The sequence below is a fragment of the Bradyrhizobium sp. LVM 105 genome (genome assembly GCF_003957705.1).
GTDB lineage: Bacteria > Pseudomonadota > Alphaproteobacteria > Rhizobiales > Xanthobacteraceae > Bradyrhizobium > Bradyrhizobium frederickii.
The window spans coordinates 227,876-242,576 of the sequence record NZ_QZMV01000001.1 but is presented as its reverse complement, the minus strand read 5'-3'; the positions used below and the strand labels follow the sequence as shown (position 1 = coordinate 242,576).

General features: G+C 65.7%; 9 protein-coding genes. 5 read left to right on the top strand and 4 right to left on the bottom strand.

The genetic code is table 11. The features are described 5' to 3' along the window. From glgX to treY, 3 genes are read left to right on the top strand one after another with little or no spacing between them, the layout of a single operon-like run. On the top strand, positions 1–2,079 hold the full coding sequence (glgX, locus tag D6B98_RS01190; protein ID WP_126255125.1) for a glycogen debranching protein GlgX: 2,079 nt from the start codon (positions 1–3) through the stop codon (positions 2,077–2,079). Continuing rightward, the gene (gene treZ, locus D6B98_RS01185; RefSeq protein ID WP_126255124.1) at positions 2,076–3,830 is read left to right on the top strand and encodes a malto-oligosyltrehalose trehalohydrolase; all 1,755 of its coding nucleotides are present in this window, start codon (positions 2,076–2,078) and stop codon (positions 3,828–3,830) included. Before glgX ends, treZ begins: the two co-directional genes overlap by 4 nt. A gap of 1 nt (position 3,831) precedes the next feature. Next, positions 3,832–6,618, top strand: coding sequence for a malto-oligosyltrehalose synthase (gene treY / locus D6B98_RS01180; RefSeq protein ID WP_126255123.1), 2,787 nt, complete (start codon positions 3,832–3,834; stop codon positions 6,616–6,618). Between the two features lie 2 nt (positions 6,619–6,620). Here the strand turns inward: treY and D6B98_RS01175 are convergent, their stop codons facing one another. Continuing rightward, entirely contained in the window at positions 6,621–6,938 is a 318-nt protein-coding gene (locus tag D6B98_RS01175; protein WP_126255122.1) for a polyhydroxyalkanoic acid system family protein, read from the bottom strand. Positions 6,939–7,120: 182 nt separating this feature from the next. Between D6B98_RS01175 and D6B98_RS01170 the strand changes: the two genes are divergently transcribed. After that, positions 7,121–7,285, top strand: coding sequence for a DUF3309 family protein (locus D6B98_RS01170; RefSeq protein ID WP_018318514.1), 165 nt, complete (start codon positions 7,121–7,123; stop codon positions 7,283–7,285). Between the two features lie 99 nt (positions 7,286–7,384). Here D6B98_RS01170 and ligD read toward each other — a convergent pair whose 3' ends face one another. Then, a complete protein-coding gene (gene ligD / locus D6B98_RS01165; protein ID WP_126255121.1) occupies positions 7,385–10,063 on the bottom strand; it encodes a DNA ligase D in 2,679 nt (892 codons plus the stop codon). 116 nt (positions 10,064–10,179) lie between these two features. Between ligD and ku the strand changes: the two genes are divergently transcribed. Continuing rightward, positions 10,180–11,064, top strand: coding sequence for a non-homologous end joining protein Ku (ku, locus tag D6B98_RS01160; protein WP_126255120.1), 885 nt, complete (start codon positions 10,180–10,182; stop codon positions 11,062–11,064). Positions 11,065–11,289: 225 nt separating this feature from the next. On the opposite strand, the gene D6B98_RS01155 is transcribed toward ku, so the two are convergent. Together D6B98_RS01155 and D6B98_RS01150 are read right to left on the bottom strand one after the other, a co-directional pair. Beyond that, positions 11,290–11,979, bottom strand: coding sequence for a response regulator (locus tag D6B98_RS01155; protein WP_126255119.1), 690 nt, complete (start codon positions 11,977–11,979; stop codon positions 11,290–11,292). Beyond that, positions 11,976–14,699 (bottom strand): DUF4118 domain-containing protein, encoded by a 2,724-nt coding sequence (locus D6B98_RS01150; protein WP_126255118.1) that lies wholly within the window; start codon positions 14,697–14,699, stop codon positions 11,976–11,978. The genes D6B98_RS01155 and D6B98_RS01150 overlap by 4 nt, the downstream gene beginning before the upstream one ends. Positions 14,700–14,701: the final 2 nt, after the last annotated feature.

The window sequence follows — 14,701 nt, the reverse complement described above, 5'->3', positions numbered from 1 at the left end:
ATGCGCCTGACTGCCGGATCGCCTGCACGCCTCGGCGCAAGCTGGGACGGACGCGGCACCAATTTCGCGCTGTTCTCCGCGAACGCACAGAAGGTCGAGCTCTGCCTGTTCGACACGCAAGGCCGCCGCGAGCTCGAGCGCATTGAGCTGCCCGAGAAGACCGAGGACGTCTGGCACGGCTATCTCAACGACGTCTCCCCCGGGCAGCTCTACGGCTATCGCGTGCACGGCCCCTACGAGCCCGAGCACGGCCATCGCTTCAACGCCAACAAGCTGCTGCTCGACCCCTATGCCAAGCGGCTCGCCGGACGCCTGGTCTGGAGCGATGCGCATTTCGCCTATCGCACCGGAAGCCCGCGCGAGGACCTGTCCTTCGACCGGCGCGACAACGCGCGCGGCATGCCCAAGGCCGTCGTGGTCGACGAGACCTTCAACTGGGGCCGCCGCGAGATCCGTCCCAACATCCCCTGGGAAGACACGATCATCTACGAGGCTCACGTCAAGGGTTTGACGCAGAAGCGCGACGACGTGCCGCCGAATTTGCGCGGCACCTATGGCGGCCTGTCCTCGCCGGCGATGATCGAGCATCTGAAGAAGCTCGGCGTCACCACGGTCGAGCTGCTGCCGGTGCACAGCTTCGTCGACGACCGCATCCTGGTGGAGAAGAAGCTGGCCAATTACTGGGGCTACAACACGCTGTCCTTCTTCGCGCCGGAGCCGCGCTACGCCCAGGACAATGCGCTCGATTCCTTCCGCACCACGGTGGCCCGCCTGCACGATGCCGGCATCGAGGTGATGCTCGACGTCGTCTACAATCACACCGCCGAGGGCAATCATCTCGGACCGACGCTGTGCTATCGCGGCATCGACAACGCCTCCTATTACTGGCTGAACCGCGAGAACCCGCGCTATTACGACGACTTCACCGGCTGCGGCTCGTCGGTGAACCTCACTCACCCGCGCGTGCTGCAGATGGTGATGGACTCCTTGCGCTACTGGGTCGAGGTCTGCCATGTCGACGGCTTCCGCTTCGACCTCGCCACCACGCTGGCGCGTGGGCCCAACGGCTTCGATCGCGGCATTTCGTTTTTGACTGCAATTCGCCAGGATCCGGTGCTGGCGACCGTCAAGCTCGTCGCCGAGCCCTGGGACCTCGGCCTCGGCGGCTACCAGGTCGGCGCATTCCCCTCGCAATGGTCGGAATGGAATGATCGCTATCGCAGCGCCATGCGCCGCTACTGGAGCGGTGAAGGCAGCCTGATCGGCGACATCTCCAGCCGGATGACGGCGTCGTCCGACCTGTTCAACCATGACGGACGGCGGCCGCGCGCCAGCATCAACCACATCACCGTGCACGACGGCTTCACCCTCGCCGACCTCTTCAGCTACAACGAGAAGCACAACGAGGCCAACGGCGAGGACAATCGCGACGGCTCCAACGACAACCACAGCAACAATTGCGGTGTGGAGGGACCGACCGACGATCCTCAGATCCTCGGCCTGCGCCGCCAGCTTCGCAAGAACGTGCTGGCCTGCCTGATGCTGGCGCAGGGCGTTCCGCTCATCCTCGCCGGCGACGAGGTCGGCAACTCGCAATCGGGCAACAACAACGCCTATTGCCAGGACAACGAGATCGGCTGGGTCGGCTGGGCCAATCTCGGCAAGGAGGGGGACGACATGGTCGATTTCGTCGCCCATCTCGCCGAGATCCGCCGCCGGTTCTCGCAGCTTCGCAGCCACCGCTGGCTCGATGGCCGCCCCGCCGACGGCGTCTCCTACGGCGCGTTGTGGCTGACGCCTGCCGGCGACGAGATGACGGAGAGCGACTGGAAATTCCCGGAGGGAAGATTCCTCTCCTACGTGATGGGACCGATGGAACCCGGCGGAGCCGCGATCTTTATCGTACTGAACGCCGCCCCCGAAGAGATCGCATTCAAATTGCCGAAGATGACCGAGTACAAGAGCTGGCAGCAGATCCTGAACACGACGGATGCCAAGCTGAACACGATCGACTTCCCGCCCGGAAGCGACAGCAAGGCGCCGCCGCGCTCCGTGCTCGCCTTCGCGGGGGCGCTATGAGGCCATCCTTCGGGGCGAAGCCGACGAAGGACGGCGTGTCGTTCCGCCTGTGGGCGCCTGGCGCGCGCCGTGTCGACCTCCTGCTGGACCGACGACACGCGATGCAGCGCCGGCAGGATGGCTGGTACGTGACCGAGATTGCCGGCCTCGCCACCGGCAGCCCCTACAAGTTCAGGATCGACGACGAGATCGACGTGCCCGATCCGGCTTCGGCTTTCCAGCCCGACGACGTGTTCGGCCCGAGCGAGGTGATCGATCACGACGCCTTTTCCTGGCAGGCGCGCGATTGGCGCGGCCGCCCCTGGGACGAGACGGTTCTGATCGAGACCCATGTCGGCACCTTCACCTCTGAAGGCACTTACCGCGCCATGATCGACAAGCTCGATCATCTCGCCGCAACCGGCATCACCGCGCTGGAACTGATGCCGCTGGCGGATTTCGCAGGACGCCGCGGCTGGGGCTACGACGGCGTGCTGTGGTATGCGCCCGACAGCGCCTATGGCCGCCCCGAAGACCTGAAGACGCTGATCGACGAGGCGCATCTGCGCGGCCTGATGGTGTTCCTCGACGTCGTCTACAATCATTTCGGCCCCGAGGGGAATTATCTCGGCCGCTATGCGCCGGCCTTCTTCACCGATGCGCACACGCCCTGGGGCAGCGCGATCGATTATCGCGTGCCGCAGGTGCGCGCGTTCGCGGTCGAGAATGCGCTGTGCTGGCTCAGCGACTACCGTTTCGACGGCCTGAGGCTGGATGCCGCCAATCACATCATGGCGGTGCCCGGCGAGCAGTCGATGCTGCAGGATCTCAGCGTCGCCGCCGGCGAGCTCGCCAAGGCGACGGGACGCCACATCCACCTCGTGCTGGAGAACGGCGACAATCGCGCCAGCCTGCTCGACGCCGCGCAGGAGCCGCCGAACGGCAAATATCGCGCACAGTGGAACGACGATTATCACCACGTCTGGCACGTGATGCTGACCGGCGAGCTCGCCGGATACTACGCGGATTATCAAACGCCGCGCCTCGATCTGGCGCGAGCGCTGGCGTCAGGCTTCGTCTATCAGGGCGAGGTCTCGGAGTTCTGGGGCAAGAAGCCGCGCGGCGAGCCGAGCGGTCAGCTGCCGCCGGCGACCTTCGTCAACTTCTTGCAAAACCACGACCAGATCGGCAACCGCCCGCTCGGCGACCGGCTCGAAAGCCTGGCATCGCCGCAGCAGATCGAAGCAGCGCTCGCGGTGACCCTGCTCGCGCCGATGGTGCCGATGCTGTTTCAGGGCGAGGAATGGGGCTCGACGGTGCCCTTCCCGTTCTTCTGCGATTTCCAGGGCGGGCTCGCCGACGCCGTCCGCAAGGGGCGCAAGCAGGAATATGCGTGGGCCTACGAGAAATTCGGCGACGAAGTGCCCGACCCGCTCGATCCCGCGACGCTGCAATCGGCGGTGCTCGACTGGACCGGCCGCACGCCGCAGCAGGACGCGCGGCTTGCGCTGGTGCGAGAGCTGCTCACTCTGCGCCGCAAGCAGATCATGCCGCGGCTGAAGGGGGCCAGCTTCGGGGATGCCGAGGCGGCCGACAACGGCCTGCTCACCGCGCATTGGCGCATGGGCGACGGCATGACGCTGCGGCTCCTCGCCAATCTCTCGGGCAACGACATCGCGCGTCCCCAAGCTGCCACGGGCACGCCGATTTGGGGAGAGGCAAGCGGCGACCGGCTGCCGCCCTGGTCAGTGGTCTGGCATCTCGGAGGTTAGCATGCCTCCTGCCATTCCGCTTGCGACCTACCGGCTCCAGCTCACCGCGGATTTCGGCTTCGACAAGGCCGCCGCCGTCGTGCCTTACCTCAAGGCGCTGGGGATCACCCATCTCTATGCCTCGCCGGTGATGAAGGCGCGCAAGGGTTCGACCCACGGCTACGACACTGTCGATCACAGCCAGTTCAATCCGGAGCTCGGCGGTGAGGCCGGCTTCGCGCGACTGAACGAGGCGCTCAAGGCGCACGACCTCGGCCTCATCATCGACTTCGTGCCGAACCATGTCGGCGTGCATTTCGCCGACAATCCGTGGTGGCTCGACGTGCTGGAATGGGGCCAGGCCTCGCCCCACGCCGTTTCCTTCGACATCGACTGGGACCTGCTGCCCTATCGCGCTCGCGGCGGCGTGCTGCTGCCGATCCTCGGCAAGTCCTACGGTGAAGCGCTGGAGGGCGGAGAGATCGAGCTGCGCTACGATCCGGGCCAGGGCAGCCTCTCCGCCTGGTATTTCGAGCATCGCTTGCCGATCGCGCCGGAGCGGTATGGCGAGATGCTGCGCATGATCGTGAAGGACGCGGATGCCGCGGAGACGGAAGCGGGCAAACGCCTGCTCTCGCTCGCGGCGCGCTACACCGGACTGCGCCGTCCCAACCGCAAGGAAGCCCCCGCGTTCAAGGCCGAGCTCAAGGAGATTGCGGGCGCCGCCGAGATCATCGCACGCGGTCTTGCCGCTTATCGTGCCGCCAAGGATCGTCCCGCGCAGACGCTGGCGTTACATCACCTGCTCGAGCGGCAGCACTACAAGCTCGGGCACTGGCGGCTCGCCTCCAGCGACATCAATTATCGCCGCTTCTTCGACGTCAACGGACTCGCCGGTCTGCGCGTCGAGGATCCCGGCACGTTTGCCGCCACGCACCGGCTGGTGAAGCAGCTCATCGCCGACGGCAAGCTGCAGGGCATCCGGCTCGATCACATCGACGGCCTGCGCGACCCCGCGCAATATTGCCAGCGGCTGCGCCGCCTGGTGCGCGACGCGCAGGGCAACACCAAGCCGTTCTACACGGTGATCGAGAAGATCCTGTGCGAGCACGAACGGCTGCCGCACTTCGCCGGCGTCCAGGGTACCACCGGCTATGAATGGATGAACGTCATTTCCCAGGTCCTGGTCGATGAGAAGGGCATGGCGGCGCTGGACGAGACCTGGCGACAGGTCAGCAACCGGCCACCGCGGCTTGCGCCTTATGTGAAGGACGCCAAGCGGCGCGTGCTGGAGACGCTGCTCACCAGTGAATTCACCGTGCTGACGCGCCTGCTCGCGCGGATCGCCAACGGGCATTACTCCACCCGCGATTTCTCCGCCGACAGCCTGCGGCAGGCGCTCGAGCTGTATGTGCTGCATTTCCCGGTGTACCGCACCTATCTGACCAACAGCAGCCCGACGGCCCCCGACCGCAAGCTGATCGACGACACCATCGCGCGCGCCCGCGCGGAATGGTTCGCCGCGGACGAAGGCATCTTCGATTTCCTGCGCGATGCCCTGACCATGGACCTGCTCAAGCCCAGCCGCCCTCCGCACAGCGCCCCGCGGGTGCGCCGCTTCGCGCTGAAGGTGCAGCAATTCACCGGGCCGATGATGGCGAAGTCGCTGGAGGACACCGCGTTCTATCAATTCCACCGCCTGCTCGCACTGAACGAGGTCGGCGGCGATCCCGCCAGCAACGGTCTTACGGTTTCCGCCTTCCACCAGACCATGCAGACCCGCGCCAGGGAATGGCCGCTGGGAATGACGGCAACCGCCACGCATGACACCAAACGCGGCGAGGATGCCCGCGCGCGAATCGCGGCGCTCAGCGAAATTCCGGGCGAGTGGACCAGCGCGGTTTCGCGCTGGAAGGTGTTGAACGCGCCGCACCTCACACTCGAGGGCAATTACCGAGCGCCCTCGGCGACGTTCGAATACATGCTGTATCAGACCCTGCTCGGCGCCTGGCCGCTGGTTGAGACGATCGACGCCGGCTTCGTCGAGCGCATCCAGGCCTATGCGCTGAAGGCGGCGCGCGAGGGCAAGGAAGAGACCAGCTGGCTCAACCCGCATGAAGCCTATGAGAGCGGCATCAAGAGCTTCATCGACAAGATCCTCGACCCCACATTGTCAGGCGAATTCCTGGAGGCGCTGCAAACGCTGGCCCGCCGCGTCGCACTGCTCGGCATGTTGAATTCGCTGAGCCAGCTCACGCTCAAGGCGACGCTGCCCGGCGTGCCCGACTTCTATCAGGGCACCGAGTTCTGGGACCTGTCGCTGGTCGACCCCGACAACCGCCGCCCGGTCGACTTTGGCGCGCGGCAGGCAGGGCTGAACTCGCTGGACGACCCGGACTGGAGCGGCCTCATGACGTGCTGGCCGGACGGCCTGATCAAGCTGGCCTGGACGCGGCGTCTTCTCAAGCTGCGCAATGCGCTCGCCGACGTCTTCGCTCAAGGCGATTACCAGCCGCTGGCGGTGCACGGCGCCGATGCGGACCATGTCGTCGCCTTCGCCCGCCGCCATGGCCGCAGCGCGGCGATCGTCGTGGTCGGGCGTCACTTCGCGCCGCTCACGCAAGCGGGCCGGGGATGGCCCGCGCCGGAGAGCTTTGACGCCACCATCGACCTGGCCGGCTACACCGTGCCCGGCCTTGCCAATGGTGAATTGCCGCTGGCGCAGGCGTTCCGGGATTTTCCCGCCTTCGTCAGCGAAGCCCGCACGGCAAGCGCCATCAGGCCGGCGCGACAGCGCGTGCGCGCCTGAAATTACTTCCCCCCATCCTTGGTCAGCAGCAACTGCCCGCGCTTCTTGATCGTGGCCTGCGCCATCTCGGCAAAGCGCTGCAACAGCCAGGGCAGCACCACCTCGACCCGGACTTGATCGTCGCCGACATCGACCTGCCCCGTCGCAATCTGCCCGAGCGCGCGAATGCGAAACGCCATGCTGTCGCCGGTCCAGCGCTCCTCCTCGACCTGCATGACGGGAATGCTGGCCGCGGCGCGGCCGAGCCCGGTCTTGAGGCGGCGCACCGCCTCCTCGCGGCCGAGACGGTGCGGAATTGAAACGACAAGCGGTGCTGACATGGCCCTCCCCCTACAGTGACTGATCCTCACATAGTCAACGCGGGCCGCCTCCACAAAGGTTCCATGCAAGTTGATCCGCCAGCCGTGTTTCACTGCGGGAACTTTACAACCTGCGGCAAGTTGCCTCCGCACAACGGGACAGGTTGCAAGGACCCTTCAAGGAAGGGCTGGAGGAAATTCGCATGTCTATCGGTACGATCATTCTGATCATTCTCGTGATCGCCCTGCTCGGCGGCTTCAGCGGCATCGGCGGCGGCCCGTTCTACGGCACCGGCTATTACGGCGGCGGCGGCCTCGGGCTCGTCATCGTCATCCTGCTGATCCTGCTGTTGATGGGCCGGATCTAGCGGCATCCACGATGTCGTCGGGTGGGCAAGGCGCTCAGCGCCGTGCCCACCTGTTCATCGTCTCGAAAGAGATCGTGGGCACGCTTCGCTTTGCCCACCCTACGTCTTCCCCGCGAGCTTCTTGATGGCGGCTTTGATCGGTGTCGCCGCGTCGTCATAACCCTGCCACGCCTTCGACCGCGACAGCAGGCCCGGCACGGTCCGCAGCGTATAGCGCTTCGGGTCGAGATCGCCCTTCACCTGCGACCAGGTCAGCGGCATCGATACCGTGGCACCCACTCGCGCCCGCGGCGATAGCGGGGCCACCGCCGTCGACATGCGGTCGTTGCGGAGATAGTCGAGGAAGATCTTTCCCTCGCGCAGCTTCTTCGACATGTTGAGCAGATAGCGCCCGGGATCATCGTCGGCCATCCACTGGCAAACGCCCTGCGCAAAGGCCTTGGCCTCCTTCCAGCTCACCTTGTCGCGGGCGCCGTGAAGCAGCGGTACCACGACATGCAGGCCCTTGCCGCCGGTGGTCTTGCAGAAGCTCTCCATGCCCAGGTCGGCGAGCCGCTGCCGCATCTCCCTGGCCGCCTCGACCACGTCGGTGAACGCGACGTCCGGCGCCGGATCGAGATCGAACACCAGCCGGCCCGGCGTGTCATAGGCATAAGGCGCGCAATTCCAGGGATGCAGCTCGACGCCGCCGATCTGCGCCACGGCCGCGAGTCCCTCGATCCGGTCGATCTGCAGATAAGGCTTGCGGTCGCCGGAGACGCGCGCGAGCTCTAGAAGGTTGGACGTGCCCTGCATGGCGTGGCGCTGGAAGAAGCATTCGCCCTTGATGCCGTCCGGCGCGCGGATCAGCGAGCACGGACGGCCCTTCAGGTGCACGATCATCCACGCGCCGACGGCTTCGAGATAGCGCGCGAGATCGAGCTTGGTGACGGGAGCACCCTCGCCGCCATCAGGCCAGAGCTCCTTGTCCGGCTTGGAGATGACGACGCCCATCACCTCCGCCGTGCCGGCGTCCTTGGATCGCTTGGCAGTCTTTGCAGCTCGCTTCCCGGCTGTAGGTTCGGCAAGCTTCGTATCGACGGGCCTCTCCGCCTCTACCTCCCTGGCCGGCTTGTCCTGCCGCAGCCCCTTGAACGCGGCCTGGCGGATATTGCCGTCGGCGGTGAAGCCGGCGAACTCGATCTCGGCGACGAGCTCCGGCTTCAGCCAGTGCACCTCGCGCGTCTTCTTCGGGGCATTCTTGCCGCCGAACGGGCTTTCCTTGGCCGCCATCGCCTTCAACGACGGCATGATGTGCTTGACCTTGTCCGCGCCGAAACCGGTGCCGACCATGCCGACGAAGGCGAGATGATCGCCGCGCTGCACGCCGGCCATCAGCGAGCGGAATTTGCCGTTCGTGGTCTTGTAGCCGCCGATCACCACTTCGTGGCCGGCGCGACATTTCGACTTGACCCAGCTCTCGGTGCGTCCCGAACGATACGGCGCATCCAGCTTCTTCGACACCACGCCCTCGAGCTCGAGCTTGCAGGCCGATTGCAGCACGGCATCGCCGCCGCTCTCGAAATGCTCGACATAGCGGATCTGGGTCGATTTCCGCTTGCGGGCTTCCAGCAGCTGCTTCAGCTGCGCCTTGCGCTCGCTGAGCGGCAGCCGCCGGCAATCCTGCCCGTCGGCGAACAGCAGGTCGAAGGCAAAGAAGATCAGCTCTTCGGTCTTGCCATCGGACAGCGCAGCCTGGAGCGAGGAGAAATTCGGTGCGCCGTTGTGGTCGAGCGCGACGATCTCGCCGTCGATCATCACGTCCGGCAGCGCGGCCGCCTCCTTGGCGATGGCGCCGAACTTGCCGGTCCAGTCGAGACCCTTGCGCGTCTTCAGCGTCGCTTCGCCGTCCTCGACCCGGAGCTGCACGCGATAGCCATCGAACTTGATCTCGTGGCACCAGCCCTCTCCGGCCGGCGGCCGCTCGACCAAAGTGCAGAGTTGCGGCGCCACGAAGTCCGGCATCTCAGCGACCTTCTTCGCATTGGTCGCCGTCGTGGCCTTCTTCGCCGCCTTGGTCTTGGGGATCTTGCCGGCCTTCAACGCCGCGCGCGGTGCCGGCTTGACCGTGCGCCCCTTCGCGTCCTCGGCACGGTTGGACTGCCAGACGGCATCGGCCTTGGCCCTGGCGCCCTTCGCCAGCATGAACGGCTTTGGCGCGCGACCCTTGCCTTCGGCGATCTGCTCCATCGCCCGGCCGGAGGCGACCGACTTGTCCTCGTCGAGGATGTCGTTGTCCTTGCCCTCGCGGGCATATTCGTCGCGGTGCTTGATCAGCAGCCAGTTGGTGCGCTTTTCGCCCCCGCGGTTGCGCATGCGCACAAGCACCCAGCTGCCCTGCAGCTTGTCGCCATGCAGGGTGAACTTCAGATCGCCCTTCTTGAATCCGGCTTCGGGGTCCTCGGCCTCCCAATAGCCGCGATCCCACAGCATCACCGTGCCGCCGCCATACTGGCCTTCCGGAATCGTGCCTTCGAAATCGCCGTAGTCGAGCGGATGATCCTCCACCTCGACCGCCAGGCGCTTGTCATGCGGATCGAGCGAGGGGCCCTTGGTCACCGCCCAGGACTTGAACACGCCGTCGAATTCGAGCCGGAGGTCGTAGTGCAGCCGGCTCGCATCGTGCTTCTGGATCACGAAGCGCCGCTGCTGCGATGGCGCTACCGCGGTCTTGCCCGACGGCTCGGGTGTCTTTTCGAAATCACGCTTCTGTCGGTAAGTGGAGAGTTTTTGCAGCACGACCGGTCCCGCTTCTCTTTCGGCATTGAGCCTATCACGGCCAAAGTCCCACCCGGAACCAAAACCCTGTGGGAGGGTTGGGGTTCCAAAACGCCTTGAAAACGCTGGAGAATGGAATGGCCCCGCGCGCCTATTGGAAGGGAACGTTGAAGCTGTCGCTGGTCAGCTGCCCGGTCGTGCTCTACCCCGCGACCACGGCGGCGGAGAAGACGCGGTTTCACCTGATCAACCGCGAGACGGGGAACCGGCTCAAGCAGCAGATGATCGATTCCGAGACCGGCGACGTCGTCGAGAGCGACCAGAAAGGCCGCGGCTACGAACTGCGCAAGGGCAAGTACGTCGAGATCGAGCCGGAGGAGCTCGAGGCGGTCCAGATCGAGAGCAACCACACCATCGACATCGAGAGCTTCGTGCCGAGCGAGGAGATCGACCAGCGCTATCTCAACCATCCCTATTACATCGCGCCCGACGGCAAGGCCGCGGTCGACGCCTTCGCGGTGATCCGCGACGCCATGAAGGACCAGGACCGCGTGGCGCTCGCCAAGATCGTGCTCACCAACCGCGAGCATATCATCGCGATCGAGCCGTTCGGCAAAGGCCTGCTCGGCACCACGCTGCGCTTTCCTTACGAGCTGCGCGACGAGGACCAGTTCTTCGACGACATCAAGAGCCCGAAGATCACCAAGGACATGGTCGAGCTCGCCGGCCACATCCTGCGCACCAAGGCGGCGCATTTCGACCCCGGCAAGTTCAAGGACGAATACGAGACCGCGCTGAAGGCGCTGGTGAAGCGCAAGGCCAGCGGCAAGACGATCGAGCTGCCCGAGCCCGAGGAGCGCCCCAGCAACGTCGTCAGTCTGATGGACGCGCTGAAGCAGAGCCTGAAGGGACGCGGCGGCAAGAAGGCGGCAGCGAAATCTCATGCGCGCCGTGCGACCGGGCGACATCGCGCCGCGAAGAAGGCGCACCGGTCGACGGCAAGGCATCGGAAGGTGGGGTAGCTCGTCATTCCGGGGCGATGCGTCAGCATCGAAACCGGAATCCATCATGCCACGCGTGACGGGCGGAGAAATGGATTCCGGGCTCGCGCTGACGCGCGCCCTGGAATGACAGACATCGTAGGGTAGGCAAAGCGAAGCGTGCCCACGTCTTCTCTCTTTGGAATCACTGAAAGATGGTGGGCACGGCGCTTTGCGCCTTTGCCCACCCTACGGGTCCGTGGAACGTCAATCCCCCGCCTTCAGCCGATACCCGATCCCCGTTTCCGTCAGCACGTATTGCGGCCGTTCCGGATCTGCTTCGATCTTCTGGCGGAGTTGGCGGACATAGACGCGCAGATATTGCGCGTCGGTCAGTTCGTCCCAGAGCTCCTTCAGCAGGAACCTGTGCGTGAGCACCTTGCCGGCATGCTGAACCAGCACGCGCAACAGGTCATACTCCTTCGGCGACAGCTTCACCTCGCGGTCGCCGACCTTGACGATGCGGCGGACGAGATCGACCGAGAGATCTCCGGTGCGGAACACCGGGCGTTCGCCCTTGACCTGGAGCTGGTGGCGCAGCGCGGCGCGCAGGCGGGCCAACAGCTCGTCCATGCCGAACGGCTTGGTCAGATAATCGTCGGCGCCGAGATCGAGCGCCTGCACCTTGCCGGCCTCGTCGCCCCGGCTCGACAGCACCACGATCGGCACCCCCTCGTCGCGGGCGCGGATGGTGCGCAGCAGTTCATGCCCCTGAATGTCGGGCAGGCCGAGATCGAGAATGATCAGCGCCGGCGCTTCCTCGAGCTTCTCCAGTGCGACCTTGCCGTTCGACGCCTCCAGGATTTCGTAGCCTTGCGTCGTCAGCCCCATCCGCAGCAATTTGCGGATCGGCGGCTCGTCGTCGATGACCAGGACCTTGATCGGCGCAGCGTTCATGCGGCGGTATCCAATGTGCGGCTCTCTGCCGGAACGGGAAGACGGACGGTAAGGACAGCGCCGCGCCGGTCGCTGCGGTTGGCGGCCGAGATCGTGCCGCGCATCGCTTCGACGAAACCGCGGGAGATGGCGAGGCCGAGCCCGGTGCCGGGACGGACATGATCGCCCTTCTGCACGCGGTAGAACTTGTCGAACACACTGTCGAGTTCGTCGGGCGGAATCCCCGCCCCCTCGTCCACGATCTCGAGCACGACATGATCGCGGTCGCGCCGGCCGCGGATCGAGACCGTCGTGTCGGGCGGCGAATATTTGGCGGCATTGTCGAGCAGGTTGAACAGCACCTGCTCGAACAGCACGGCATCGAGCTGGAGCATCGGCAGATCGGCAGCCAGCACCAGCTCGACCTTGTGGCCGTTGAGGATCTTGGCTGCGCGCCGCAGCGCGCTGCCGACGATCTCGCCGAGATCGTGCAGCGCGGAGTTGGGGACGATGGCGCCGGATTCGAGCTTGGTCATGTCGAGCAGATTGGCGATGAACCGGTTGAGCCGCTCGGATTCGTCGATGACGGTGGCCAGCAGGTCGCGCTTCTCGGTGTCGGACAAGGCCCCGGCAAGATCGCGCATGGTCGAGGCCGCTCCCAGCACCGAGGCAAGCGGCGTCTTCAGATCGTGCGAGATCGAGGTCAGGAGCGCCGAGCGCAGCCGCTCGGATTCGACGGTGCGCTTGACCCGGTCCATATCCTCGACCAGCAGCACGCGCTCGATCGCGAGCGCGCCCTGGTCGACCAGCGCATCGAGCAGACGGCGCTGGTCCGGCGTCAGCAGCGGGCCGGTGCGGTCGTTGTCGATGCCGATGACACCGATCGGGCCGCGCCCGGTCCGCATCGGCAGGAACAGCCGCTTTGCACCCGGCAACGTATCCGAGCCACGACCGGCGGGGCGGTCGTTGCTCCAGGCCCAATTGGCCGCGGCGAGATCGGCCTGGTCGAGGTCATCTTCGGGCGGGTAGCCGGATTTCACCGTGAGCAAGCCTTCTTCCGGCAGCAGAAGCACGACCCGGACCTTCAGCATCAACGCGATCTGGTAAGCCGTCGCCCACAGCACGTCGTCGAGCGTCGCGGTGCCGGCGAGCTTGCGGCTGAAAGCGTAGAGCTGCTCGGTCATCCTGATCCGGCCGATGGCGGCGTCGGCCTGGGTGCGCACGCGCGCGGCGACATTGGAGACGATCATCGCCACCACCATAAACAGCACGAAGGCGGCGACGTTGGTCGGGTCGGTGATCGTGAAGGTGTAGATCGGCGGCAGGAAGAAGAAATTGTAGGACAGCGAGGCGGCGACTGTCGCCAGCAGCGACGGCCATAGGCCATAGCGCACGGCAACCGCGACCACCGCCGTCAGCAGCACGAGATCGACGTTCTCGATGCCGAAACGGGGCTGGATCAACTCGGCAGCGCCGAGGCCGATCAGCACGATCCCGAGCGCCTTCAGATAGGGCAGCGGATCGAACGGCTCCGACCGCGCGGCGGTCTGCACCGCAGTCTTGGGCGCGGCCTCGCCGGGCATCTCGTCGCCGGCGATGACGTGGACGGTAATGTTGCCGGCGCGGCGCACCAGGTCGTGCACGACCGAGCCGCGCGTCATCTCGAACCAGCGCGAGCGCGTCGACTTGCCGATCACGATCTGGGTGACGTTATTGCCTTGCGCGAAATTGACGACGTCATCGGCGATACGGCGGCCGACCGCGGGAATCGTCAGCGCCTCGCCGCCAAGCGATTCCGCCAGTCGTAGCGTATCGGCCAGCCGGTCACGCTCCTGGTCGGACAATTGCAGCGAGCGCCGCGTCTCGATCGAGAGCGCGGTGAACGGCGCATGCAGCCGGTCGGCCAGGCGCTTGGTGTAGCGCACGAGGCCAGCGGCGCGTGGATCCTCGCTGACGCAGACCAGGATGCGCTCGCCCGCAGCCCAGGGACCGGCAATGGCATTGGCCTGCATGTGGGTGAGCAGCTGCTCGTCGACCCGCTCGGCGGTGCGCCGCAGCGCGAGCTCACGCAGCGCGGTGAGATTGCCCGGCGAGAAATAATGCTCCAGCGCCCGCTCGGCCTGCTTGGGCACATAGACCTTGCCCTCCTTCAGGCGCTGGATCAGATCGTCTGGCGTCAGGTCGATCAGCTCGATCGCGTCGGCGCGGTCGAATACCGAATCCGGCACGGTCTCACGGACCCGAACATGGGTGATCTGGGCGACGACGTCGTTCAGGCTCTCGATGTGCTGGATGTTGACGGCGGTGTAGACGTCGATGCCGTGGGACAGCAATTCCTCGACGTCGAGATAGCGCTTGGGATGGCGGCAAAGGGGCGCGTTGGTGTGGGCGAGCTCGTCGACGAGCGCAATCTGCGGCCGGCGCGCGATCACCGCATCGAGATCCATCTCCTCGACAATCTGGCCACGGTACTCCAGCCTCTTGCGCGGGATCACTTCGAGGCCGCGCACCAGCGCCTCGGTCTCGGCGCGGCCATGGGTTTCGACGAACCCAACGACGACATCGATGCCGGCCTTGCGCTTGGCATGGGCGCTTTGCAGCATCTCGTAGGTCTTGCCGACGCCGGGAGCGGCGCCGACGAAGATCTTCAGCTTGCCGCTCGCACTCTCCTCCCGGCGCGCGGCTTCCAGCAGCGCTTCGGGAGAGGGACGTTGTTCGGGATCGCGGCGCTCTCGGACCATCT

Coding starts and splice junctions, on each gene's coding strand:
- glgX (WP_126255125.1), top strand. CDS start 1: ATGCGCCTGACTGCCGGATCGCCTGCACGCCTCGGCGCAAGCTGGGAC.
- treZ (WP_126255124.1), top strand. CDS start 2,076: ATGAGGCCATCCTTCGGGGCGAAGCCGACGAAGGACGGCGTGTCGTTC.
- treY (WP_126255123.1), top strand. CDS start 3,832: ATGCCTCCTGCCATTCCGCTTGCGACCTACCGGCTCCAGCTCACCGCG.
- D6B98_RS01175 (WP_126255122.1), bottom strand. CDS start 6,938: ATGTCAGCACCGCTTGTCGTTTCAATTCCGCACCGTCTCGGCCGCGAG.
- D6B98_RS01170 (WP_018318514.1), top strand. CDS start 7,121: ATGTCTATCGGTACGATCATTCTGATCATTCTCGTGATCGCCCTGCTC.
- ku (WP_126255120.1), top strand. CDS start 10,180: ATGGCCCCGCGCGCCTATTGGAAGGGAACGTTGAAGCTGTCGCTGGTC.
- D6B98_RS01155 (WP_126255119.1), bottom strand. CDS start 11,979: ATGAACGCTGCGCCGATCAAGGTCCTGGTCATCGACGACGAGCCGCCG.
- D6B98_RS01150 (WP_126255118.1), bottom strand. CDS start 14,699: ATGGTCCGAGAGCGCCGCGATCCCGAACAACGTCCCTCTCCCGAAGCG.